This is a genomic window from Verrucomicrobiota bacterium (assembly GCA_027622555.1).
GTDB lineage: Bacteria > Verrucomicrobiota > Verrucomicrobiia > Opitutales > UBA2995 > UBA2995.
Window position 1 is genome coordinate 1 of sequence record JAQBYJ010000080.1, and the last position, 25,933, is coordinate 25,933.

The window sequence follows — 25,933 nt, forward strand, 5'->3', positions numbered from 1 at the left end:
GCTTTACTTCGTAGCCGGTAAACTCAAAATGCCTGCTTTATATTGATCCACTAAAAATAGCGAAGAACCTTTATTTATGGAATAATCCCCAGCGTATCAAGGATTTAGCGAAGGATGTCACGGATGGGGTTCAAGCAGAAACGGGAACAGCTGCAAGTCTTAGTGGTGAGGAAGTGGCTACGTTGCAGGAGCAACTTTCATCCTTCAATCAGGCGATGGCTCAATGTCCCAGCGCCATCGTTATTTCTGATCTCGATGGAAATATTCAATATGTGAACTCTCGTTTTTGTGAAGTCACGGGATATTCTTCGAATGACGTGGTTGGTCGGAATCCCCGTCTCTTAAAATCTGGAAATATGGATCCGGCCATTTACTCAGATCTTTGGGAAACCATTTCAAGTGGTCGTGTTTGGCGTGGTGAATTAGAAAATCGGAAAAAAGACGGACAGTTATTCTGGGAGTTGGTCTCCATCTCACCGATCAAGGATGCTGAAGGAAATCTGTTAAGGTATTTTGGGGTAAAAGAAGATATCACCGAGGCTAAGGTCAAAGGGGATGAAGCCAAGCTTGCACGTATGGAAGCAGAAATTGCTGACGCGGCTGATCAGGCGAAATCTGTTTTCTTAAAAGTGATTAGCGAGGAAATGAAAAACCCGCTTAATCGGATATTGGGTTTTACAAACCTGGTTTCTCAGAGCCAGGTGACAAACGATCAGCTTAAACATCTGAATCAAATTGGACGTGCCGGGTTGGATCTGATGAATCTTATTGATCGCGTGTTGGACTTTACACGAGCAGAGACTGGGACAATGGAGTTTGAGTCGTCACCGTTTAAACCGGTTGAGGTTCTGGATAATGTTCTGAAACACTTTGAGCAATTAGCGGCAGAAAAAAATATTTTGATCCATCGCGAGATTTCAGAATCGATCCCAGACTATCTGATTGGCGATGAGAAGCGTTTTAGAGATGTGATCGCACCTCTATTGGAGAATGCGGTGAAGTTTACCTATGATGGATCTATAACTTTTAAGTTTTCAGCTGATTTCAACAATACCGCAAATCTTTGGGAATTAAAGGGGGAAGTTTGCGATTCGGGACCAGGCATTCCCGGTAAAAGACTGGATGCTCTTTTCAAGCCTTTTACACAATTGGAGCCCGGGAATGGCAATGGGCCAGGACTGGGGCTGTCTCTTTGCCAGAGACTATGCCTGCTTCAAGGAGGGACGTTGAGCGCAACGAGCGTATTGGGAAAAGGAACTTCTTTCTCATTTAACTTGAAACTCAAGCCGATGGAAATCGACCACTCTTCAGTACAATTGGCTCAAGGTCCGGAAGGTGTCCAGTTTGCCGAATCCTTTCCCATTGAAATTCTGATTGCTGAAGATAACCGCATCAATCGGCGTCTATTGGAAACATTGATGGAGCGTTTAGGTTACCAAGCCGCTTTTGCTTTGGATGGATTGGGAGTGATGGCTCAGGTTAAGAAACAACCTTACGATTTAATTCTTATGGATTTGCAAATGCCAAACATGAGTGGTCTTGAGGCGGCTCAACGGATTCGCTCGGGTGAAGCAGGCGATAAAGTTAAAGACGCCCGGATAGTTGCTATTACCGCTTTTACTTCCGATGAAAACTTACAGGCTTCCCGGGAGATCGGTATGAATGCATTTTTACCGAAGCCTTTTGATATTTCCAAAATTAAATTGGAGATTATCCATGCCTATGAGGGCAAGATGGCTCGACGGGAAGCTGTGTCCTAATCATTACCGGTCGGTTTAATCCTGCGGTACCTGAGCCATTGATGCTTGTGATGACGTACCCAACTGAGAAGCGCTTTTTCGAACCCAATATCCCTGCCTATTTTTTCAGATTCGAGCCATTTATGCTCATCGATCTGTGTTCTTTCCGCCATCATTTCTTGATAAACGGGAGAGCATTTCGAAAGTTGTGCGACATACTCTCGGTCTAATTGGGTATTCATGGTGAAGGATCAATGATGTGAGTTCGACCAAAAGCAATACCTATGACACTTGAAATTAAAATAATTCAGGATAAATGCCTTAGAATTAGGCTCTATTTTACATAATTTGTCAGAATGATCCTGGTCTCGGCCTGATATGTAAGAATATTGTAGACGCTAATTATGGTAAGTATTGCCGTTTAATATGTATTTCTACGGATTCTGATTTGCCAAAAATGGCCGTAGGTATTTGAATCCTGCGACGTAAGTATATTTTTGAAAATTTGGTTTTATTGAGGCCCTAAGTTGACAGTCTCCGCCTAAAACCGTTAGACAATACCTTTTCAAACGGTCGGTTTCCTTGTAAAAAAATCTGGATGGTCAAAATAAATGGATCTCATTAGAATCAGAGGTTGGTCATCGTGTGGATTTTTTCCCACGATCTTAATGATATTTGTTTCTGTGCTGCCGAATGTAGCGCAGGCTCAAAGTATTCCCGAGTTCTCTCAACAACCCGAGCGTCAAATACTTCGTCCTGGGGATAGCCTTGAGTTAGAGGTAGCTCTGAAAAACGGACAATCTGCTACCATGCAATGGTTTCACAACGGCGCATTGCTTGCTGGAAAGACTGAAATGAAGCTCATTATTACGTCCGTTGATATTAATGATGCCGGGAAATATTATGCCACCGCTACTAACCAGGTGGGTAAGGCCTACTCCGAGCATGCGCGGATTAGTATCCGCCCTTGGAATTTTGACAAATCCATTGCCAGGCAATGGATGGATGAACTCCTGGATGCTATTCGATTAGACTATCCGGCACCAACCGTTCATTCGAGGAATTTGTTTAGTCTGTCCAGTGCCATGTGGGATGCATGGACTGTTTATGATACCACTGGGAAATCGGTTCCTTATATCGCTGATGAGAATCTCGACTTGAGTGTTTTCGGTAACAATAAGGATGCGATCCTCGCTGTTCGCAACGAGGCGATCTCGTATGCGGCCTATCGCGTCCTCCGATCGCGTTTCAGACTCTCTCCAAGTGTACAAATAACCGCACCCGCTTTAACCGAGAGATTTGAACAGTTAGGATACGATCCTGAGAATATCTCTGTCGTAGGAAATTCTCCGTCTGCCGTGGGAAACCGGATTGCAGCGAAAATTCTGGCATTTGGATGGTCAGATGGAGCCAATGAGCTAAATGGCTATGCAGATCAAACAGGCTACCTATCTGTGAACAGAACGGTATCCCTTGTATTTAAATTTCCCGGGATCGAAGTCATTGATCCCAATCACTGGCAGCCATTGGCCTTTGATCACCTGGTCTTACAAAACGGACTTGTGCTTGGCCGGGCCATACAGACTTTTTTAGGTCCTAATTGGGGAGGCGTTACTCCCTTTGCGTTAATCCGTCAGGACCCGAATGATGTATATAGTGATCCTGGTCCTCCTCCTTATCTCGGCGGAGACGGTGATCAAACATTCAAAGAAGCGGCGTTGGAAGTTATCGAGTATTCAAGTTGGTTGGATCCGTCTGATGATGTAATGATTGATGTCTCCCCGGCCTCACGTCATAACAATTCACTTGGGACGAATGATGGAACAGGGTACCTGGAAAATCCTTACACCGGACAACCCTATCAGAAAAATGTGGTATTACGTGCTGATTATGGCAGGATACTGGCTGAGTTTTGGGCCGATGGGCCAGATTCAGAAACGCCCCCAGGTCATTGGAATTCGGTGGCGAATTATGTAACTGACCATGAACTATTTGAAAAACGTTTTGAAGGACAAGGGGAACCTCTTGATGATTTGGAATGGGATGTAAAAGTTTACTTTGCCATGAATGCCGCCGTTTCGGATTCGGCCATTGCCTGTTGGGACGCCAAACGCAAATACGACTATTCTCGGCCGATAACCATGATTCGTTATATGGGAGGGTTGGGTCAGAGTTCGGATCCGGGAGGACCTTCGTATCATGAGAAAGGTTTACCCTTAAAACCTGGATTGATTGAAGTGATTACTAGCGATAGCACTCGCAGAGGCGAGCGACATGAGCACCTTAAAGGACGTGAAGGTGAAATCGCTATTTATGCCTGGCAAGGGGTTCCGGAAAATTCAAATACGCAGTTTGGAGGAGTCGGATGGATTCGTGCCATTGAATGGATGCCTTATCAACGCGATACCTTTGTGACCCCGCCGTTTGGGGCGTACACATCTGGACATAGTACTTTTAGTCGAGCCGGTGCAGAAGTGTTAACAGCGATGACCGGAGATCCTTATTTCCCGGGGGGCATCAGTTCGTTTACTGCCCCTGCTCATGAATTCCTTGAGTTTGAAACCGGACCCGAGGAAGATATCACGCTGACGTGGGCCACTTACTATGATGCTGCAGATGAAGCAGGCATATCCAGGTTGTATGGAGGAATTCATGTGTGGGCTGATGATCTGCGAGGGCGAATCATGGGGTCGAACATTGGAAAAGCTGCTTTTGCTAAAGCGAAAACCTATTTCGAAGGCAGTGCGACTACAGCTGATTGGGACACTGTTTATGAAGACTGGGTAACGGTTATGATGTCGGATCCTGGTCAACCCATTGATCCTGAATCCTATGAGGGCGATAGATTTGAACTATTGGCTCGTCATTTTCTTTATGATTTCGCGCTTATTGATTTAAGCAAAGATATGCAGGTTCAATGTATATTTGGCAGGGAAGGTGGAAGGCCGACTATAGGCGTTGAATGTTATTTAGATGTCCCGGTTGTGCCTCATGAAATCGAACTGCAAGTATCAGCGAATTTGACCGATTGGATGGTGATCCCGGAAAACCTTACCTACAGTTACTACGATCCGTTTGAGTTAGGTAAAAATCGAGTTCGGCTTTACGTCAAAGAATCCAATATTCCAAACGATGCCAGGTTTTTGCGGATTAAGGTCGAGCAATACTGATGGTTGGAATGTTGATTGAACTTAGGAAAGACGTCTAATGAAATATCGATTTCTTGGGGTTCTGGGCATTCTCCTGTTTTCGAGCACTCACATTTTTTCTCAACGGGAAAACCCGTACACGGGCACTCCCGATTGGTACAGGCCCGGGCATCCGTTGGATTCTGCGGAGTCGGCCGGTATTAAGACACTTCCTGGTTTTAAAGTCGAAAAAGTGATAAGTATTCCGAAGGAAGTTGGTTCGGTAACTTCCATGACGCTTGATGGTCAGGGTAGGATAATTGTCGGCACTCAGCATAAACAAGGTCTCTATCGGGTGACCGCCTCGGAAATCGGAAGCGGTGAATTATCCCACATGGAACCGCTTGGCGGGCAAGCTGGTTTGATGGGTTGGGCACAGGGACTCCTCTATGCATTTGACAGTCTTTATGTAACGGTCAGCGATAAAAATGATAGTTGGTCCACGGGATTGTAACGCTTGTTGGACCTGGAAAAAGACGGCGTATTTGATCAAACGGTACAGATTCTTGAATTGGATGCTTCGGGTGAGCACGGCCCTCACAGCATTGTGATCGGTCCAAAGGGTGAATCGTTATACATGATCTGCGGCAATAATACGCCTGTTCCCGAAATGATCCAAACCAGGAAAACGGTATCAACCACCGGCATTGATCATTTGATGCCTCCCGGTTTTAAGAACACCGAATTTACGGATGCAGCCTGGGTGGTTAAGATGGATCCCGACGGATCGAACCTGGAGGTCGTCGCCAGCGGTTTGAGGAATCCGTTTGATTTGGCGTTTAACGAAGCAGGCGATCTTTTTACTTTCGATTCCGATATGGAATTCGATTTGGGTTCGCCGTTTTACCGGCCAACGAGGATTTGTCATATCGTTAGCGGTGCGGAGTTTGGGTGGCGGGCGAATGCTGGCAAATGGCCCGACTATTATGAAGATAGTGTGGCTCCAGTAGTAAACATAGGTCCTGGATCGCCAACGGGATTAATCTTTGGTTATGATACAGCCTTCCCAGGGAAGTACCAAAAAGCTTTGTTTGCGTTGGATTGGACCTACGCGACGGTCTACGCAGTTCATTTGGAAAATAAGGGAGCTAGCTACGAAGCTACTTTCGAAACATTTTTAAGTGGCACGGGACTACCCTTGACCGATGTGTTGGTGGGGAATGATGGTGCCCTTTATGTGAGTGTCGGGGGCAGAAAACTGGGGTCGGCAATTTATCGCATTTGGTATGCAGGTCCTGATCAGGATTCTTTTGTTGATTCCTATGTTCCTGAAGTAACCTGGAACCCGCGAGAGCTTCGAATTTCTTTGGAAAGCTATCACGGCAAGGAAAGCCCGAAAGTGGTCGATCGAGTTTGGCCTTACCTCGGAAATGAAGATCGAGCTATTCGATACGCTGCCCGAATAGCTCTGGAATCTCAACCAAGCAGAAGTTGGCGTGATAGAGTATTCTCTGAGAATCAATTACAGATCAGGTTGCCAGCACTTCTGGCTCTTGCACGGCAAGGAAATGAGGGTGATGTATTGAATGTCCTGGATTCTGTTGGAGACATTGATCTTGCCGGACTTTCGGAAGAAGGACTTCTCGTGGCCCTTCGCATTCTTGAAGTTTGTTTTGGGAAAGGAAGAAGTGAGCTCCGTGAGGAAGGTCGCGAACTTTTGGGATCGCTAAGAAATTTGCTTCCTCACGATTCCATCCGCGTGAATCGGGAATTGTCACGTGTCTTATGCTATCTGGGCGACAGTAGCTCTATTGACGCTTTACTTAATCTCATGGAACAGGATGACGGTGAGAAAACTATCCCCGGATCAGAGCTTATAGAGCGGAACTTTCGATACGGTTCTCGCGTCTTGGATATGCTCGAAGCCGCACCTTTGAAAGAGCGGATGCATCATGCTCAGATGTTAAACTGGATCACCACTGGTTGGACCTTGGCCCAACGGCAACGGTACTTCGGTTTGGTTATTGAAGCTATTAACACTTCGAAAGGAGGAAAGGGTTACAAGTTCTATTGGGAACAGATTCTCGAGACAGCCCAGCATGCATTGTCTGATAAAGAATCTGAAAAATTGGCAATACTTTGGGAGGGATTAAAAGCAGATGAACCCCTTCCGGTGCCTCAAGGTCCAGGACGAATCTGGGAGTTGGATTATATCGCAAAGTGCCTTGAAAAAGGATTTGGCGAACGCGACTTTCAAAATGGAAAAACGATGTTTGCAGCAGCGAGTTGCTTCAATTGTCATATTATGGGAGGCGAGGGTGGCAGCCTTGGCCCCAACCTCACTGGCGTGGGTCAAAGGTTTACTGTGAATGATCTGCTTGAATCCATTATTCATCCGAGCAGGACGATCTCTGATCAGTATCAAATGATCACCTTACACCTTAAAGGAGGCGATTCAGTATCAGGTCGTATTCTGTCAAAAGATTCATCAAAAACTTTGATCGCAACCAATGTTTTAAAACCGATGCAATCGCGGGTGATTGAAAATTCGGATATATTAAGTTCAGTCGCATTGCCCGTATCGACGATGCCACCTGGTCTTCTTGACAACTTGAACGAAGAAGAAGTTCTGGATCTTATCGTTTTTCTTGTCTCCGACGGTCAGAAGGACCATCCGCTATATCGTCCCAATTGATTGCGACCTTAGTCCAGCATCCCGATTTGCTTCATCCAACCGGCCATGGCATGATTCCAGCCAGTGACGGGTTTGTCGGTAGGTCGTAGGCCATAGCCATGACCACCACTTTCGTAGATGTGAAGTTCTGCGGGAACCTGGGCCTTTTTGAGTTCGATGTAGAGCTGAGCGCACTTGCAATGGCTCGGTCTCTGTCATCGTGGGCCACAGCCATGAAGAATGGCGGTAGATCCGGGCTAATTTCAACTCCAGGTTCATTGTGAATAAAACTGCCCAAATAAATAATGCCAACGAAATCAGGTTTAAAGGAGACTTGATCGTACCCATCGATCGGTGGGTATTGTCGCTCATTTAAAAGAGCCGTTAATCCAGATGACATAGCACCTGCGGAAAATCCCATCAGACCAATTTTATTCGGCTCGATGCCAATGCGCTCTGCTTCGGCTCGAACAAGACTAACCGTTCTTTGAGCATCCTGCACGGCAGATTTCCAACGGTTATTTACATTACGTGCCGGTACTCGGTATTTGAGTACGATGCCAGTTACGCCAATAGTGTTTAGCCATTCGGCTACCTCAGTGCCTTCGAGGTCGTATGCAAGAATATTGAAACCTCCACCCGGAGCGATGATGACGGATGTTCCTGTGTCAATGGCCGGTTCGGGTTTGAAAATGGTGATCTGTGGAGTAGATACGTTGCCTAGCCTTATGAGCCTTTTACCTGCGATTTTTTTGCTATCTGAATTGGTGGTATCTGCTTCAGGGGGCAGTTCCTTGATTTCACCCGGTGCTGTACCTGGCCAGATGTTGAATGTCGAAGGTTTCGAACCACTGATTAGCAGCATCTTGGAAAAAAGACCCTTGTCGTCAAAATCGAATCGAATGGGTCCGGTCAAGGAATTCAGGTCTGGATTTTTGTCCACTGCAAACGTGTAGAGCCCTGTAACCAGGAACATGAAGATAGGGAGGAAATGTTTCATTGTTTTCTTAGGCTAGAATATCGTGCACGACGTTTCCGTGCACATCGGTCAGTCTGAAATCGCGGCCCTGGAAACGGTAGGTCAGTTTCTCGTGATCGAAACCCAGTATATGGAGTAAGGTAGCGTTGAGATCGTGGACGTGTACCGGATTCTCGGTTATATTAAACCCAAATTCATCAGTGGCACCATGGGTGTAGCCGCCTTTTACTCCGCCTCCTGCCAACCACATGGTAAATGCTTTATTGTGGTGATCCCGTCCATTGTTCTTACCTTGGTTTTGGGTCATCGGAGTTCGACCGAATTCGCCTCCCCAAACAACCAGGGTGTCCTTCAACATATCGCGGTCTTTTAAATCCTGAAGGAGAGCTGCTACCGGTTGATCGGTATCTGCACAGTTATCTGTGTGTCCTTTTACTATGTCCCCATGTTGATCCCAGGCCTCGTGGAATAGTTGAACAAATCGAACGTCGCGCTCGAGTAGTCTTCGGGCAAGTAGACAGTTACGTGCAAAGTCAGATTTTTTCGGATCTTTAATCATGTATGCATCCAGGGTCGCTTGGGATTCCTGGCCCAGGTCCATCAACTCAGGAGCGCTTGTCTGCAAACGGTAGGCCGTTTCGTAGGACTGAATACGGGCAGCCGTTTCTGGATCGGCAATTGTATCCAGGGTTCTTTGGTTGAGCCGTTTCAAGGTATCCAACGAGGCGCGTTGAGCATTTTGATCATACCCTTTGGGGTTTGACAGGTAGAGTATAGGATCCCCGTTTCCACGAAAAGGAACACCATTGTAAATGGTCGGTAGGAACCCGCACCCGTAGTTGCTGGCACCGCCGCTCGTTCCTTTTGCGCTGGTTAAAACAACATAACCTGGAAGGTCTTCGGTTTCGCTTCCCAAACCATACAAACTCCATGCGCCCAGGCTGGGTCGACCAAACTGCTGGTGACCGGTGCTCATGAAAATCTGCGCCGGAGCGTGATTTACCGCATCGGTATGCATGGAGCGAATAAAGCAGATGTCGTCGACATGCTTGCCGATATGCGGAAGCAGTTCACTGATTTCGAAACCACATTCTCCCTGTCGACTAAAATTAAATTCGGTTCCATAGAGAGCGGAGTTTGGGTGTATGAATGCCGCTCGATAATCTTTGAGTAAATCGGAAGGAGGTAGCTGGCCGTCTCGCTTCATCAACTCTGGTTTGTGATCAAACAAATCGATGTGGCTGGGACCGCCTGCCTGGAAAATATAGATTACGCGTTTTGCTGTAGGTTCAAAGTGTGGCGCACGTGGAGCCAGGGAGTCTTTCGCGGATGCTGCGAAACCGTCGCGCATCATAAGCGAGTTCAGAGCCAAGCCTGCCATGCCTACTCCACAGTTTCTAAGAAACCAACGGCGGGTATGGATAGTTGCACTTTCTTGTCGTATTTCGTTTTTCATGACGCTCAGTTCTATCTTAAATCTTCAATGCCTTAATGCTTCCCGTTCTTCAGATTAGATACGGTAGTCAGACTTTTCGGCACTGCGGGACGCAGTCGCCCCACTTCTTTGTGGTTGAAATAGCAGGGCAAGAGCGTCCCCGCTCTGCCGATCAATTTTTCTATAATCTCTCATTATCTTTTACCACCGTACTAATTCTTTGTCAGCGTTTCATCCAGGTTTAGAAGGACACGAGAAGCAATAGTCCACGAAGCCGCATCGCGAGGAGTCACGCCCTCGGGCAACTCCGGAATGTTGTCCGTATCCTTAAAAGCTATTTCTCGAACGCCAAGCCAGCCCTCGGCCAGTCGTTCTTGTTGTGATTCGATAAGATTCAGGATTTCCCGGGTCTCCCAATCAGTGGCTGGTCGTCCGGTGGTTAGCAGGTAAGCATAGTTCACTCGTTCCTCATCTCTATTTCCGCCTTCTTTTAATATTCGTTGGGCCAACGCCTGAGAGGATTCAACAAAAATGGTTTCATTTAAGGAGGTGAGGGCAGATAGCGGAGAATTGGATCTTACCCGACTTGTGCAGGATACATCACCATTGGGAGCATCAAATGAGGTGAGCACCGGATCTGGCATCGAACGTTTTTTAAACATGTATAAGGATCGTCGGTATCTGTTTTCATCCGTGGCGGCGTACCAATAATCTGGCACCACATAGTTGTATTTAATAACCGAATCAGGTACGGGCGGGAAAATACTTTCTCCGCCAATTTTTTGAGTCAGCAGTCCCGAGGCCGCCAAGGCCACATCGCGCAACACTTCCGCTTCAGTGCGAAAACGGGGTCCACGAGCCAGGAAGGTATTCCGAAGATCCTTTTCAAGATGCTCTTTTGAAATGATTGAACTTTGTTGATAGGTCTTGCTGGTGAGAATTGTCTTAATCAGTTTTTTCTGGCTCCAGTCGTTTTCCATAAAGTCAACTGCGAGCCAATCCAGAACATCCAGATACTCAGGCTTCGGTGTCCGGTTTCCCAAGTCTTCGGGCGTTGCGACAAGTCCGTTTCCGAAACATGCCTGCCAGATTCGGTTGACTTGAACGCGGGCAGTGGTTGGCGAGTTTTTGTCTGTTACCCAAAGTGCCAGGTCGAGCCGGGATGGATTATTTGAAGAAAGCGCAGGAAGGATGGCAGGTGTAGTTCTGGCAATTTGTTGTTTTGGTTTATCCCAAGCCCCTCGATCCAGTAGATGAGTTGTCCTGGCAAGTTCCGGGGGTGTATCTGTGGTATGAAGCACGCTGGTTATTGCCTCAGGGTAGCTTGCTTCGAGTTTGGCAATTTTAGCTACCGTTTCTTTCAACTCATCGATCGATCCGATCCACGCTCGGAATAGGGCATTGGCATCCTTCGTAGTTAAGTCATCTTCATGTTTCTCTAGTGCGAGGGTTGCCGCATGATGGTAGCTGGGGGCCAACGGGTCGGCGTCGTCGCTAAAAGAAAAACGATAGCGTCCCAGCATTTGGTTTTCCCTACCATTGCCAGAACCGCCATGGTTTTGAACGAGTTGAACTTTGAAATGACTGCCCTCAGGAATCTCCAACGCTTCCTTGAACGTGATCACAGCTACGGATTCGGCGTGCCTGATGATAGGTCCACGGTCTGGCGCCCAGGCAGTTTTCTTGTCGCCATCAACCAGGTAACCGGCCGGGCCAATGGTTCTTTCCTTATTCGGATCCAGCCCCTCGTGTTTAAAATAGTTCTTCAACGGAGAAACTTCCGTTTCAAAGTCCGCCGATGCCGATTTCAATTCGACGGCGTTCCAATCTTCATCGCCTGGTTTTTTAAGAAACAACTCCACCTCCGAGATGGCGAAAGTACCCCAGTAGCTGCGGCCAGGTCCCTGGAAAGGCTGGTCTCCATGGGTAAGAGCTTCAATGCGCATTCCGCTGACCCGTGGCAAGTTCGCCGGTCCCTCAGTAATGGAAAATCCAGAAACTGAGGGGTGTCCCAAAGTGAGGATGCTGTGGTCTTGGAGCTCGGTCGGGTGGTTTAACCCGCCATTCCAATCCTGTAAGCTGGAGTCCCACACTTTCCAATTGGAGGCGTTCTCAATTTGGGTCTGTTTCCAGGCGTCCAGGTCCTGCTTCCAGGTTGGGATTTGGTCACGAATGCTTTGCTCCAGCTCTTCTACTTGCCGGCGAATGGAATCAATTTTTTCCAGTTGCTTGTCGCTGTAGACCCAGGATTTGGCTTCATGTGTTTCGTTGAAGAAAGCAAATAGGCCGTAGTACTCGTCATGAGAGATGGGGTCGAATTTGTGCGAGTGACATTGAGCGCATTGAAGTGTGAGGCCGATGGCTGCCTTTCCAAATGTGTCCATACGATCAACTATTCCGGCGAGACGAAATTCTTCAGGGATAATCGCGCCTTCCTCATTGATCATTCCGTTACGCATAAATCCCGTTGCGATGATTTGTTCCTGGGTGGGGTTTGGGAGTAGGTCGCCAGCTAGTTGCTCGATCAAAAACTGATCATAGGGCAGGTCGTCGTTGAGGGCGTTGATTACCCAGTCCCGATAGATCCATTGATCCCGAGGCTTATCTTTTTCAAAACCGTTTGAATCCGCATACCGCGCGACATCCAACCAATGTCTTGCCCACTTTTCTCCGAAGGCGGGTTTTTGCATCAAATCGTCGATTAAATTATCAACCGCTTTCCCTTCATTCTTTTTGTGGCTTCGCACAAAGGTGTCGATTTCTTGAGGAGTGGGCGGAAGGCCGATGAGGTCCAAAAAGATTCGTCGCACCAAAGTATAAGGATCCGCTGGCTCGGACGGTTTTAAGCCTTCCTTCTTAAGTCTGTCTAAAACGAAAGCGTCTATGGGGTGTTTAGAGCGATTGGGAAGCGTCCTTTTTTCTGGTTTCAGAAATGCCCAGTGCTCGTCGTATTCTGCTCCTTCTTTTATCCAGGCTTGCAGAAGTTTTTTTTCTTCTCCGGTTAACGATTTCTTTGAGTCTTTGGGAGGCATTCGTTCGTCTCCATCCTTCGTATTAATCCGATATACGAGTTCGCTGCCCTCAGGATCTCCCGGTGCGATAGCTACTGCGCCAACGAGATTTGCATAAGCACCGTCAGAGTTGTCCAATCTCAGATTTGCCTCGCGGGCCGCTTCATCGGGTCCATGGCATTCGAAGCAGTTGTGCGAAAGGATAGGCAGGATGTCCCGGCTATAGTCAATGGATGCTTTCTTGGAAAAAAGAAAACAGGGGATAAATGCGATAAGTGCAGTAATGCTGCTGCGTTTCATGAGTCGGTTGGGAAAGTGGCGGTCTAGTTTGGCAATATTCTGATCTTTTGCCTGATTTCGCCCACCATGTAAAGGCAACGAAGTTGGTAGCGCGTTAAATGATGTCTTCGATCAATTTCCCTTCCAGGAAAGTGAGGCGTTCGTCGCGACCCAGATGCGGGTAGGTCAGTTGATTCTGATCTATCCCGAGTTGATGAAGTATGGTGTTGTGGATATCCCGGAAATGGTAGGGTTTTTCGATGGCTCGCAGGCCGATTTCGTCCGTTGCTCCCACAACTTGTCCGCCTTTTATCCCCCCACCGGCCATCCACATGGTAAATCCCAGATTGTGATGATCGCGACCGACTCCGGATTGAGCTTCTGGCGAGCGTCCGAATTCTCCACCCCAAACAATCAGGGTGTCATAAAGCAAGCCACGCCGCTTCAGATCTTTTAAAAGTCCGGCAACTGGAAGATCAGTATGTGCTGCCATGCGAAGGTGATTTTCCTCGATGTCGTCATGCGCATCCCACATGAGGTTTCCGGTGCCTCCACCCGATACGACGGTTGTAAAGCGAACGCCTTGCTCGACCAGTTTTCGAGCCATCAGGCAGCGTCGGCCGTAATCGTTAGTGGGTTCCTTACCGATTCCGTAAAGGTCGAGTGTTTCCTGAGATTCGTTCGAAAGGTCTAAAACCTCGGGTGCTTCGGTCTGCATCTTAAAGGCCAGGTCATAGGAGTTAATTCGTGCAGAGAATTCGTGATCTTCCTGATGAAGGTTGGACTCATTCAAATTGTTTATGAAATCCAGCGTGGCCTTTCTATCCTTTAGAGACACTCCCTTTGGTAAATCGAGATTGAGCACGGGATTTTCTCCTGGGCGAAACATGGTTGGTTGGTAAATGGCTGGAAGATACCCTTGCGTGTACATGGGTTGACCCGCGGGTAGGGCACCTTGGGGATCGGGCATGACCACGTAGCTTGGGAGAGAATCTGATTCGGAACCCAAACCGTAGGTAATCCATGAACCCATGCTGGGTGCTCCTGGAGTCAGGCGGCCGGTGAACAGCTCATATTCTGCGGCCGAGTGAACCACGCTGTCTCCGTAGCAGGATCGAATGATGGCCAGGTCGTCCACACAGGTGGCGGTATGTGGAAAGAGATCGGAAACCTCAATGCCGCTTTCTCCATATTGTTTGAACGTGCGTTTCGTTCCCAGCAACTTGGCGTCAGGTTGAACGAACTGGTATTCTGCTTTTCCAAATTCTGCCGGGCGTTTCTGGCCGTGAAGTTTGTTTAGCAGTGGTTTGGGATCGAAGGTCTCCATGTGACTGGGACCACCGGACATAAAGAGAAAAATGACGGACTTTGCTTTGGGCTGAAAATGAGGCGTCTTTGGTGATAGGGGATTGATCGATGACGAATTTCTTTTCTGCTCGGCGTGCAACATCGACGACAAAGCAAGCCCCCCAAATCCACAAAAAGCATCTCGAATAAATTCGCGCCTGTTTCTGGTAGGCAGACTGTGAGGTAAATGTTGGAATCCTTTGTCAGCGGACATAAAGAAAGTCGTTAAGATTAAACATGGCCAAAGTGAATTCACTAAACGGCTGAGTTTTCAAAAATGAATTGGCCAATTTTAGTTCGCTTTCTCCGGGAGGTCTACCAGTCACTAACAACCAGGCTTTTTTGATTTGATCCTCGGCAAGGCCGTTGGACTCAGATTGTAGGCGTAAAGCAAACGCTTGAGCTAGTTCATTCGCGATATCTCCGTTCAGAAGCTCGAGTGCTTGCGGTGCATGGGTACTTGATTCTCTTCGTGCACAACTGTTTTGCAAAGTGGGCTGGTCGAAGGCTTCCATAAAAGGTAGACGAAGATTTCGCTTGGCAATCAGGTAAACGGAGCGTCGGTTATGATGGTCCAGGTTTTCTGTGACCTGCCATTGGTCTGGCTTGTAAAGGAGTTGAATCATTTCCTCTTCGACCGGAAGCATGATACTTTCGCCAAACATCTCGGTGTTTAAACGACCGGAAACTGCCAGCATGGAATCTCTGATTTCCTCAGCTTGAAGTCGGCGGCGATTGAACCTCGATAAAAGTCGATTGTTGGGATCAGTTTCTTGGATTAGTTTCGAAGGTGGAGTGTTCGAAGATTGGCGGTAGGTGCTGCTGAGCATAATCTGGCGGTGCAATGGTTTTAAGCGCCAACCATTTTTTATCAATTGAGTAGCCAGGTAATCCAGTAATTCCGGATGACTGGGTCGATCTCCGTAATAACCGAAATCGTTCGGAGTATTTACGATGCCGTTACTGAAATGATTCTGCCAGACGCGATTAACGAGAACGCGTGCAGTCAAAGGATTCTCGGGACTGGTTAACCAATCTGCGAGTTTCGTTCTCGGCTGAGTTTCGTCCGGAGAAAGGGCCAATGTGTTCTTGGAGTTCAGGATTTCGGGAGGTCTTAGATCAACGAGATCTCCTTTAAATTCCCATAACCCACGATGGAGAATTCGTACCTCGGTGCGTTCTTTAAAGTCGTTCTTGATGGATAATAAACTGGGAAGCATCTCGGGAAGTTCCTTATTGAGCGCGACTATTTCCTTGTTAAGGGCGTCCTTCTCTTCTCCTTCGGCCATATCCTTTTTCTTGGTGACCTCTGAGATCTGTTTTTTAAGATTGTCCGTTTCGGCCTGCCAGGCGTCGACAACTTCCTTGGAACCAAGTAAGTGATTGTACTCATGGGTTGCGGCCATAAATGCCTGGAGGGAATAGTAGTCCTTTTGACTGATGGGATCGATTTTGTGATCGTGGCAACGTGCGCACCCCATGGTGATTCCCATGAATGCAGAGCCGATGATGTCTGTGCGCTCTGTGAGCACTTCGTTTCGGCTGAGCGCAATATCTGGGTTGCCTGCATTGCGGCGAACGGGGCCAAAGCGATGAAAACCTGCAGCGATCAACTCGTCCGTACTTGGGTGTTCAAATTCATCGCCCGCGATTTGTTCACGTATGAATTGATCGAAGGGTTTGTCTTCGTTGTAGGATCGGATGACGTAATCACGAAACCGCCACGCTCCGGGCAGTTCCCTGTCGTATTCAAATCCTTCCGACTCAGAAAAGCGGATCACGTCGAGCCAAAGCTGTCCCCACCTTTCCCCGTAACGGGGACTGGCAAGTAATCGGTCGATCAAATTCTCATAAGACTGCGGAGACTGATTATTTACAAACTCCTCCACTTCTTCCGGCTTGGGTGGGAGTCCGTGTAAATCGTAAGTGGCCCTTCGAATCAACTCCGCCTTGCTCGCAGGCTGGGAGGGGCTCAAATTATTTTCTGCCAATTTACTTAAAATAAACTGGTCGATAGTACTATCCGGCCAGTCTGAAAAATTACCCGTTGGGACTGGTGGGTTACTCAGTTGCTGAAAGGCCCAGAAGTCTCCTGGATCTTTCATGCGCTCAACCTCAGCGGTCGCAACACCATACCCAACGACTAGCAATAACGCAGCATTGATTAAAGCACTGTGTGATTTAAAGGCCTTGGGTATCAAAATGGTCAAAGGGAGAATATTCGGGGTTATTGGCATGTTTCCATAAATTGAAACGAAATACATGTGTAATTCTCGCTAGTGGAGGCTGCAATACAAAACCAGAGGAGCGCCAAGCGTTAAATTTCGAGCTAATAGGCTTCGTTGTAGGGCCTATAAACTTTGGCCTTTTAAGACTTCATCGTGAAACGAGCATGGTTTCAGCGCATTGAAGTTTGTTTTTGATCAAATGAGTATCTTCGGATTCTCTTGTTTCTTTTTATCATCCACTGCTCAAAATGAAACGAAACCTTTCCCACTTGCTACTCTTTACCTTCCTCTGGGTTGTAATCTTCTCAGGCTGCCAACCTTCGAATAAAACAAAGCTGGAGGAGACGCGCCCGAACATTATTTTTATAATGAGTGACGACCATGCCTACCAGGCTGTCAGTGCTTATGGATATGGACTGAACCATACTCCCAATATCGATCGCCTCGCAGCTGAGGGTGCCATATTCAATCAAGCTTCGGTAACTAACTCCATCTGTGCCCCAAGTCGGGCAGTGATGTTGACCGGCAAGCACAGTTTCAAAAATGGGAAGGTCGATAACCTGCTGCCTTTTAATTGGGATCAGGATAACTTTGCCAAAGCTCTGCAGGGAGCGGGTTATAATACAGCACTGGTTGGAAAAATACATTTGAACGGATTGCCTCAGGGATTCGATTACTCCAATGTGCTTCCGGGGCAGGGGAGTTATTACAACCCTGACTTCATTGAGAACGGGGTTGAAAAACAGATACATGGTTATGTGACACAGGTAACCACCGATATCGCATTGAATTGGTTGGAAAAGGAGCGCGATAAAGAAAAACCGTTTTTGCTTTTGTATCACCAGAAGGCTCCTCACCGGACATGGATGCCTGAGGAGAAATACTTTACCTTGTTTGATGATCGTGACTTCGATCTACCGGCAAACTTCTTCGATGATTACGAAGGCCGGCCCGCTGCGGCCAATCACGAGATGGGGATTTTCGAGCATATGGATGTCGTTTACGATTTGAAGATGCTCGACAAAGAAGGAGAACTTCAGACCAAGTATCGTGAGTATGGTAAGCGGATGTATGACCGGATGGATGACGACCAGAAGGCTGCCTGGGACGCTTATTACGATCCGCTAATCAAGGAATTCAAAGCGGCCAAATTAGAAGGCAAGGAGTTGGCTCACTGGAAGTTCAATCGCTACATCAAGGATTATTTACGTAGTATCCAGTCTGTGGATGATGGGGTAGGGCAGATTTTGGACTATTTGGAAAAAAATGGATTATCTGAAAATACGATCGTGGTTTATACCTCGGATCAGGGATTTTATTTGGGAGAGCATGGGTGGTTTGATAAACGATTCATGTACGAAGAATCTTTCAAGATGCCCCTGTTAATTCGTTACCCGAAAGAAATTCAACCCGGAGTGAAGCTGGAACAATTGGTGCAGAATCTTGATTTCGCTCCCACGTTTCTTGATTATGCCGGGCTTGATATTCCTGAAGACATGCAGGGGGAATCATTTCGAAAAGTATTAAACGGAGAGTCAGGGAAGTTTCGCGATCACGCCTACTATACCTATTACGAGTATCCTGGGGAACACAGCGTCATGAGGCATTATGGAGTCCGGACCGATCGTTACAAACTCATCCATTTCTACCACGATATGGACTACTGGGAGTTATATGACTTAAAGGAAGATCCCTCGGAAATGCACAATGTGTACAACAAGCCCGGATACGCCATTATTCAGGCGGCACTTGAAAAGAAACTTATAGAGGTGCGTGAGGCATACGGAGACAGCGATCAACTCGATAAGGAGCAGCTCGATTTCTACTTGGAGTTTATGCGAAACCGGAATCGATGAGCTGTTCCATGCTTCGCGTAAACAGTAGCGATGCTGGTGACAGCATCGTGCGGCTACATTTTCGCCAAGAACTGGATGCTCTGCTGAATGCTTGCTATCGGATTAGGAGATTCATCTTGCTCAACATGGCAGTGGTCGACTCCTGCAACCCAGGCGGCTTCGATAATTGGCTCCATTTTAATGATACCGTTTCCAAGTTCTCTAAACGCGTCTCTTGGCACGGCTCCATTGTCATATTCTGGAAGCTTCACTCCTGGTTTTAAATTTTTCAGATGAAGTTGTGACACACGACCTTCGAGTTTTCTCATTAAATCAACTGAGTCGACGCCACCTACTTGAACCCAAAAGACATCCAGCTCAAACATCATTTCATCGGAGAATTCTTCCATGAAAATATCGAAACCGGATTTACCGCCCTTGAGAGGTGCGAATTCAAAATTGTGATTGTGGTAAGACAGTTGAATTCCGGCAGACTTGGCTTTGGCGGCCGCCTTGTTTAAGTTTTCCGCCAAGCGTTTGTAGTCATCCAGGTTTTGACGATTGTGTTCATGGACGTAGGGCACGACGAGATTCGAAAGTCCATGCTCGTGAGCTTTGTCGAGAATGGTGTTAAAAGGAATGGTGCCCGACTTATCCGGATCGGTCACAGACTCCCAGGCAAAGTGGGAAGAGTTCACTGCCATCCCGTTGTCTTTAGCCGCTTTAATCATATCCTCTGCATTGGGAAATCCGTAAGGTTCGACCTGTTTGTAACCAGCTTCTGCCACGGCCTTTATGGTTCCCGCAGTATCTTCTTTGATCTGATTACGAAGTGTGTACAGCTGGATTCCCACGTTTTTGCGGTAAGGGTTGTTTTCAGCCAAGGCGAATGCTTTCATAGTAGCGGAAGTCGCCAGTGAAGCGGCGAGTGAAGTTTTAAGAAAGGTGCGTCTTTTCATTGTTTTTGGATAACGAGTTTTGAGTTGTTCTATTAAAAGATTGATTGACTGGAAATGTGCCTTTTTCGAGCCTAAAGATTATTCGGCTGTTTGGCTTTCAAGTGTTCTCGCTCGGCGGGTATCGAGGTCGGCTTTGATTTCTTTAAATTTCGAGAAGTCCAACGGGTAGAACTTCAAAGCAATTATTCCGAGGACTGCTAGAACTGCGGGAAGGACAGCGTAAATACCTCTTAGCCATAAAATGGTACTTTCTGACTGATCACCTCCAAGTGCGGCATCAAAAGCAATTAAAGAAAGAACAAAACTGGCGCCTCCAAATGTGACCGCTTGACTCATTTTCTGGAACCAACCTGTGGATGCTCCATACATTCCTTCGCGACGTAATCCTGTTTTCCATTCATCCCAGTCGCAGATGTCCGCTTTCATGGAAGTAACAAACAGCCAGAAGCCCATATCTCCCATTACCATAAATGGGTAAGTTACAATCTGCAAATAGGGGTTTTCAGGAGTATAACACCACCAACTCAAGAGTGATCCAATACCGAGCATGGATATACAAAATCCAAGCATTTTTATTTTCCCAACTTTGATAGACATTATTGTCAAAAAAGGAATGGAGGCAAAAGAGACGAGAGCCCCAATCGTATTGCCCAAACCTACCAGGAAAGCTCCATCTTCTTTAACCCCATCAAACACGTAGTAGATGTTAACGTAATATCCTAAGGCCAACCCAAAGTTTGATCCGAATATGGTTACAAACGTCAGGAATACTAGAATCCGGAAGGGGCTGTTTTTTAGCGTTAGGCCAATCGCCTTTAGGATTTCTACTTTCTCCTGCTTCTTGGCTTTTTCAACACTTCCTTCCCGCACCTTGAGTACGCTGGGGAGAATAAATAAGACGACGACAACCCCAATCGTCCCACCAACCCATTTTACACCTACCATGGCATCGCCTCCAAATATTGGCAGGAGAGTTAACCAAAAAAGCCAGGGAAGAACGAGTTTTGCGATAGCGGCAAAGAAGGCTCTATATGCAAAAACTCTTGTTCTGTCGTGATAGTCGGACGATAGCTCGTATCCGAGAGCATTGTAGGGTACTTGAAAGCAGGTTACAAAAGCATAGTGAAGAAGCGCCAGGATCAGAAAATACCAAAACAGAGGCCAAGCCGTTCCATAAAAACTTTTAGGAACCCACCAGATGAAGGTAAAAACAATTGCGGATCCTACCGCGCCAAAAAGAATGAAGGGTTTTCTTCTACCCCACTTTGATCGACTGTTGTCACTCAGATTTCCAATGATCGGATCGGTGAAGGCATCAAATATTCGAATGATGATATACACCCAACCAATGAGTGTGTTGCTAAGGTGGAGGGTAATGTTGAAGATAGGATTTCCCAGGTATTTAATCCCCGTGACGACAAATTCATGAGGAATTACTCCAATTCCAAATGCCAGTTTCTGTCCGACGGATACTCTTTCAGGGGTAGCGGAGGTATTTTGAGTTTCGGAATCAGAAGCCATAATTAAGCTCTAGTGGGGTAGTAGAAAGCATTGAAATAATTGAGCGTTCGTTGAGTAGAAGGTGTCGAGTTGGCTCTGGCCATTCTAAAAAATGCCCCTGTCGCCTAAGGATTTGAGAAATGCTTTTTGTGCACAGTATATCTCATCAAGATTGGAAATGAAGTCGCCGGCCAAGTTACTTGTTTTCGGAATTGACTTAAAAACAACACAAAATGACTAGCCCGTTCGCTTTTCTCTGTCCCTGGTTACTGATTGGAATTTGCTTTATGGAGGCGAAGGGATGGAGGCTTATAATGCCAAACCATTTTCCTGATCATCTCTTCGGAAGGATCAAAGAAATTCTCATTCCACTATCGATAGCTCAGGAATGACCTCATTAATTTTTCGGTTTATTTTTTTCTTTATCACCCAGATTGAGCAATTTCAAAGCGCCAGCCATTAGCAAAACACTCGCGGGTATTGTAAGGATCGTCCATTCCAGAGTGGCGTTTTCAATGACAAGGTTCAAAAAATGGACAAATAGGACTATGATGATCATTTCACCAAGAATTTTCTTTAATCCTTTTATAGAATTAATTCGCTCAAAACCCCGAAGTCCTTTAAAATCTTCCTTTTTCAATTCCATGATAAATAAATGGAAAATACCCGTTGAAAAAACTACTAGTACCATTGCGATAACAAAAGCGTCCATTGCCTGAACCACATACGCGGTAACAGACTCCGCTACCTTCTCTCCTGCAAGATCTTCGAGGAAAAAAACCCTGACTGCCTTTATTGTCTTTATGAGACCTACAATACACATGCACAAGGCTCCGACGAAGGAACAGGCTACCGCGAGGATATTTATAAGTCGTAACCTCAATCCAATCTTCACCAACCGATACAATCCTTCTGATGTATCAATAAGGGACGAAGACGATCGAGATGGCGAATCTCCAGGTTCTTTACTTGTCATGTTTGCTTTATTTTTAGAGGCAGCAGTGGTATTTTAAACATTCGTTTGTGGAAAAACTCAAGAAGGGAAATTGGTGTGATTGTCTTTCACTTCGTTGTCGGTCAAGACCTCGGTACAATTATGTCAGAAACGAAAGGATGGTCAAATTGTAGGAGTAAATTTATTCGCGACTCAAGTTGCTCCTACAAAAAATCGAGGATGAGTTTTTCTTCGGTGAATCAGCCCAAAGAATTCTGTGCGGAAAGACCATCCATTCGCCAATGGGTATTCGTTGGATCGGTTAGTTGAGGTTTTGATATCTTTCAAAATCACAGGTTTCACTGACACCTGACACCTAAACTAAACCCGACATTGTTCCCATTCGACCAGGATCGCAGGTTTAAAAGCGGAAGGTATACTGAAACTTCGTTGCAATCTTGGTATCCTGTGCGATGAAGCGAAGCGAGGAGCTATCGGGGTCGTTTATCCAGCCTTGGTTGAAGGAGATAAAAAGATCGTTACCAGGCTTCAATGTCCATTGAACTCGGCTCTGCCAACCCATGTTCCGGGAACGGTTGTCGTACTGAATAAGGTTGGAAAAAGTAAGACGGGGGGACATGGAGAAATTGAGAGTCGAGGTAATGACACGTGCTGTAAAATTTCCTTGCGGTAGTTTAGCCGCGGTTTGGCTTACCTCGGCGTCAAAGGTAAACCACGGGGGTAATTTAGCGGTGACACCACCTCTGATTTGTTGAGCGGAACCAGACCAAAAATCACCCCAGGTTACACTAAGAGAACCGGATACCCGCCGTTTTCGAGCAGAACCAATCCTTATACTATGTCTATCCGTCTTATAGTGGCCCACCGGAAGGACCACACCGGGAGAAATTTCAAAAGGCTCGAACAGGCGCTCCTCACCAGCTGCATAATCCATAAATGAATGGATCGCCTCGCCTGATTTAAAGTGCCAATGCAGCCAGGAGACATCCAATGCCGAGCTTTCCAATTGTCCATTGTCTAGTCGATCAAAGCGGGTGTAATAAATTCCATGCCTCATATCTTCGAGGTTCAGAAAGTCTTTCGGACGCGGATTATAACCTCCGCCCAATCGATACATGCGCACGTTGCTTCTCTGTACAAAACCCACTCCCGGATCAAAGTTCTTTTGAATTTCCCGAAATACCAGTGTGCCTTCCCAAATTCCGTTAGGGTAATTCGCCGAAAACCCATAGGACTTATTGTCTTTGGTAACACCGTCATTTTCCGATTTTAAACCGTAGGCGTTGACGTAGAAGTTGCGTGGGTATCCGAGAAACTGTGACGTGGACAAAGTAATATCCGCCCCATAGGTCTTGCCAGTCTCCCCGGCAAATGGATTGCCGGATGCGAAAATACCGCCGATATAGGACTGCTCCCAGAAATTCTGTTTAACTCGTCCTACAAAGAAGTCTTTGTCCTCCACAAAAGAAGTCTCACCTGTTCTGACTCCAAGAATACCGATTTCCGTCGATCCCACTTTCCCGGTTAACTTGACGCCAACATCAATCGGCACCTCCTGGCCCTCCAGCAATCCGATGCGTCGGCTGAAAAAGGGAAACACATCTGCTCTGGCGTCAGGTGTGCCGGGCGAGCCTTTCGGTCCTACACTGGCGAAATTGAAGACCCCCACATCTTCAAGAAAGAAGGAACGCTTTTCGGGAAAGAAGAGCGAAAAACGATCGAGATTAATCTGTCGGGCATCCACTTCCGTCTCACCGAAGTCGGTATTGAGAGTGCCGGTCAGTTTCAGACTGGGTGTGATGTTATAGAAAATGTCGAGACCCGGCTCAAAATCAAAGTCGTCTTTGCCCGTTTCCTTGGAGTGTAACCAGCTCGTAGCCACAAAGGGTCGCACATCAAGGCCTATCCCCTGATTAATACCCTGCATATTAGAGATTTCACCAGCCTCGGAAACTTTTAAAAATGTGCTCTCCAAACTGGCTCCAGCCCAAACAGCTTCCTCAGGCTTTCGGTAGATGCCTCGAGAAATGTTGAATCCCCAAGTCTCCTCACCTTCCGGAAAATTGAGACTCTTGAATGGAATAGCAAATTCGGCAGTCCACCCCTGATCCGTACGCTTAGTCTGCACATCCCATATGGCATCCCAATTTGTATTCAGGTCCTGGTTTCCGAAGGCCAGGCCATCGAGAAGTGCGCCCGCAGGATTAGTGGAAAAGTAGAACGCATTACGTTGGTCTCGAAACGTATCGAGAAGAATCGATACACGATCTTCGGAACGAAGTGACGGGTCCCTTTCCATGGTCGTGCCGATAATTTTATCCGGCTCCGAATCATAGGCAACGACCCCCACGTATAGGTTATCAGCATCGCGCAACAGCGTAATCTCAGTCTTTTCAGACACCGGTTGACCCGTATCGGGTTCTCTTTGAATCAAGTCACCAATCTTGGGTGCCGTTTCCCAAATTGATTCATCAAGCGCACCGTCTATGTTTATCTTTTCTGTGATAATCGTTACTTTCACAGACCTGACTTCCGATTCCAGCTTGATCGGAGATTCGTTATCGGCAGCTACGACTGGCGCAACATCCTGACATAGGTATAACCAAACCAAAGCTAGAAATAGGAAGCGGGACAAAAAGCTGTGCAGATCAGGGCAGATAGGGATCACAATATTGGGGTATCCTCAAATAAGTAGCTATGATTCATGTTTTGTAAAATTAATAACCCACTTTTTGGTGGAGACCCCGAATACTATGCATTAAAAAACCTGCGTTGAACGCAGGCGATTTTAAGATGGCGGAGAGAGAGGGATTCGAACCCCCGGTACCTTGCGGTACAACGGTTTTCAAGACCGCCGCATTCGACCACTCTGCCATCTCTCCATTGGTCAAAGAGGTGGAAATTTAGGTGTGACCCTCGATCCAGCAAGGAAAATAATTTTCTTTTTTCGCCCGATGGAGATAGTCTCATGCGCGAATGGATCCCTTTTATTTGTTGCTGCTTTCGCAGCTCGGAACGACCACTCTCTCATTTTGACTGGTCTTCATGGGGAATAGTTTGTGTTCCATAGTTTAACCACAGATTGCTCAGATGGGTACAGATATTGTAATTATGAAACCACGCATGGACACCAAGTGACACGAATCATGAGCTAGGGACTGACGCCGAGCAGTCCGATATCCTGAAGGGTTCAAGGCATCTTTCTAAACGGGAAAAAGATACAAATTTTAACCACCAGTCTCCGCCAAGGCACAGCTGATGACACTGATTTTCACTGATAAAAAACGACAAAATATTCGTGATCCATTCGTGGTTAGTTCATGCTTTTTAAAGGGAACCAGCCTTCAGTTTTTCGCGTAATTCTGCGCTTTTCGTAGTTAAAACATTTTTCTTTGTAGTTTGTTAGCTACCGGTCTCCGCCAAAGCAACGCCATGGCAAAGCTGATGGCACTGATTTTCACTGATGAAAAAAGACAAAATCATTTGTGGTTAATTTTTTCTTTTCAAAGGGAACCTGCTTTCAGTTTTTCGCGTAGTTCAGCGCTTTTCGTAGTTTAAGAATGTTTCTTCGAACTTATTTTATTACGGATTAATCGCGAAGTTCGCTGTGAAGAGTTGAGATAGGAAAACGTTGCTTTTAAAACAAGATTCTACCGGATAGTAGTACGAATGAACACGAATCAAAATAAACAATTGAATCTGCTAGAACATTCCCTGTGGACTTTGCCACAGGGTTATAATTTCACTTTCGATCAATCGCGGTGCGCTCCTGGCCGAAGGTTAGGACAGAAAACCTTTGATACCACGTGGTCTCGCCACGGAGAGTGGCTTTCTGAACTGCGCGATTTCATTTTAACAGGAGCG

Annotated in this window: 17 protein-coding genes and 1 tRNA gene; 7 read left to right on the forward strand and 11 right to left on the reverse strand. The window is 46.7% G+C overall.

Annotation, left to right across the window (positions count from 1 at the left end):
- Positions 1 to 173 precede the first annotated feature (173 nt).
- Entirely contained in the window at positions 174 to 1,760 is a 1,587-nt protein-coding gene (locus O3C43_17985; GenBank protein ID MDA1068382.1) for a response regulator, read from the forward strand.
- Here the strand turns inward: O3C43_17985 and O3C43_17990 are convergent.
- On the reverse strand, positions 1,757 to 1,981 hold the full coding sequence (locus O3C43_17990; protein ID MDA1068383.1) for a hypothetical protein: 225 nt from the start codon (positions 1,979 to 1,981) through the stop codon (positions 1,757 to 1,759). The two genes, O3C43_17985 and O3C43_17990, sit on opposite strands and share 4 nt — an antisense overlap.
- 426 nt (positions 1,982 to 2,407) lie before the next feature.
- Here O3C43_17990 and O3C43_17995 point away from each other — a divergent pair, with 426 nt between their 5' ends.
- The 3 genes from O3C43_17995 to O3C43_18005 are packed head-to-tail and all read left to right on the forward strand — an operon-like array spanning position 2,408 to position 7,562.
- Positions 2,408 to 4,909, forward strand: coding sequence for a hypothetical protein (locus tag O3C43_17995; protein ID MDA1068384.1), 2,502 nt, complete (start codon positions 2,408 to 2,410; stop codon positions 4,907 to 4,909).
- 37 nt (positions 4,910 to 4,946) lie between these two features.
- Complete coding sequence (locus O3C43_18000) at positions 4,947 to 5,381, forward strand: hypothetical protein (GenBank protein MDA1068385.1); 435 nt, start codon at positions 4,947 to 4,949, stop codon at positions 5,379 to 5,381.
- A gap of 6 nt (positions 5,382 to 5,387) precedes the next feature.
- Positions 5,388 to 7,562 carry a c-type cytochrome gene (locus tag O3C43_18005; protein ID MDA1068386.1) on the forward strand — a complete coding sequence of 725 codons (2,175 nt, stop codon included), beginning with the start codon at positions 5,388 to 5,390 and terminating at the stop codon, positions 7,560 to 7,562.
- A gap of 31 nt (positions 7,563 to 7,593) precedes the next feature.
- Here the strand turns inward: O3C43_18005 and O3C43_18010 are convergent, their stop codons facing one another.
- The 5 genes from O3C43_18010 to O3C43_18030 form a co-directional block, all read right to left on the reverse strand.
- Entirely contained in the window at positions 7,594 to 8,541 is a 948-nt protein-coding gene (locus O3C43_18010) for an alpha/beta hydrolase (protein ID MDA1068387.1), read from the reverse strand.
- A 7-nt stretch (positions 8,542 to 8,548) separates the two neighbouring features.
- On the reverse strand, positions 8,549 to 9,976 hold the full coding sequence (locus tag O3C43_18015) for a DUF1501 domain-containing protein (protein MDA1068388.1): 1,428 nt from the start codon (positions 9,974 to 9,976) through the stop codon (positions 8,549 to 8,551).
- Between the two features lie 191 nt (positions 9,977 to 10,167).
- Positions 10,168 to 13,266: a PSD1 and planctomycete cytochrome C domain-containing protein gene (locus O3C43_18020; protein MDA1068389.1), complete on the reverse strand. Its 3,099-nt coding sequence runs from the start codon at positions 13,264 to 13,266 to the stop codon at positions 10,168 to 10,170.
- A 94-nt stretch (positions 13,267 to 13,360) separates the two neighbouring features.
- Positions 13,361 to 14,806 carry a DUF1501 domain-containing protein gene (locus tag O3C43_18025; protein MDA1068390.1) on the reverse strand — a complete coding sequence of 482 codons (1,446 nt, stop codon included), beginning with the start codon at positions 14,804 to 14,806 and terminating at the stop codon, positions 13,361 to 13,363.
- Positions 14,796 to 16,829: a DUF1549 and DUF1553 domain-containing protein gene (locus O3C43_18030; GenBank protein MDA1068391.1), complete on the reverse strand. Its 2,034-nt coding sequence runs from the start codon at positions 16,827 to 16,829 to the stop codon at positions 14,796 to 14,798. Before O3C43_18030 ends, O3C43_18025 begins: the two co-directional genes overlap by 11 nt.
- Positions 16,830 to 17,068: 239 nt before the next feature.
- On the opposite strand from O3C43_18030, the gene O3C43_18035 reads away from it, so the two are divergent.
- Entirely contained in the window at positions 17,069 to 18,676 is a 1,608-nt protein-coding gene (locus O3C43_18035; GenBank protein MDA1068392.1) for a sulfatase, read from the forward strand.
- A 53-nt stretch (positions 18,677 to 18,729) separates the two neighbouring features.
- On the opposite strand, the gene O3C43_18040 is transcribed toward O3C43_18035, so the two are convergent.
- The 3 genes from O3C43_18040 to O3C43_18050 all read right to left on the reverse strand — a co-directional run bounded on the left by O3C43_18040 (position 18,730) and on the right by O3C43_18050 (position 21,937).
- Positions 18,730 to 19,614 carry a sugar phosphate isomerase/epimerase gene (locus O3C43_18040; protein MDA1068393.1) on the reverse strand — a complete coding sequence of 295 codons (885 nt, stop codon included), beginning with the start codon at positions 19,612 to 19,614 and terminating at the stop codon, positions 18,730 to 18,732.
- A gap of 78 nt (positions 19,615 to 19,692) precedes the next feature.
- Positions 19,693 to 21,135 (reverse strand): MFS transporter, encoded by a 1,443-nt coding sequence (locus O3C43_18045; protein ID MDA1068394.1) that lies wholly within the window; start codon positions 21,133 to 21,135, stop codon positions 19,693 to 19,695.
- Positions 21,136 to 21,511: 376 nt separating this feature from the next.
- Positions 21,512 to 21,937 carry a YqhA family protein gene (locus O3C43_18050; protein MDA1068395.1) on the reverse strand — a complete coding sequence of 142 codons (426 nt, stop codon included), beginning with the start codon at positions 21,935 to 21,937 and terminating at the stop codon, positions 21,512 to 21,514.
- On the opposite strand from O3C43_18050, the gene O3C43_18055 reads away from it, so the two are divergent.
- On the forward strand, positions 21,918 to 22,127 hold the full coding sequence (locus O3C43_18055) for a hypothetical protein (GenBank protein MDA1068396.1): 210 nt from the start codon (positions 21,918 to 21,920) through the stop codon (positions 22,125 to 22,127). The genes O3C43_18050 and O3C43_18055 overlap by 20 nt on opposite strands.
- Positions 22,128 to 22,469: 342 nt before the next feature.
- Here O3C43_18055 and O3C43_18060 read toward each other — a convergent pair whose 3' ends face one another.
- Together O3C43_18060 and O3C43_18065 are read right to left on the reverse strand one after the other, a co-directional pair.
- On the reverse strand, positions 22,470 to 24,704 hold the full coding sequence (locus O3C43_18060; protein MDA1068397.1) for a DUF5916 domain-containing protein: 2,235 nt from the start codon (positions 24,702 to 24,704) through the stop codon (positions 22,470 to 22,472).
- A gap of 159 nt (positions 24,705 to 24,863) precedes the next feature.
- A tRNA-Ser gene (locus tag O3C43_18065) sits at positions 24,864 to 24,951 on the reverse strand.
- A 787-nt stretch (positions 24,952 to 25,738) separates the two neighbouring features.
- Between O3C43_18065 and O3C43_18070 the strand changes: the two genes are divergently transcribed.
- The coding region (locus O3C43_18070; protein ID MDA1068398.1) for a hypothetical protein at positions 25,739 to 25,933 on the forward strand (195 nt) is incomplete at its 3' end.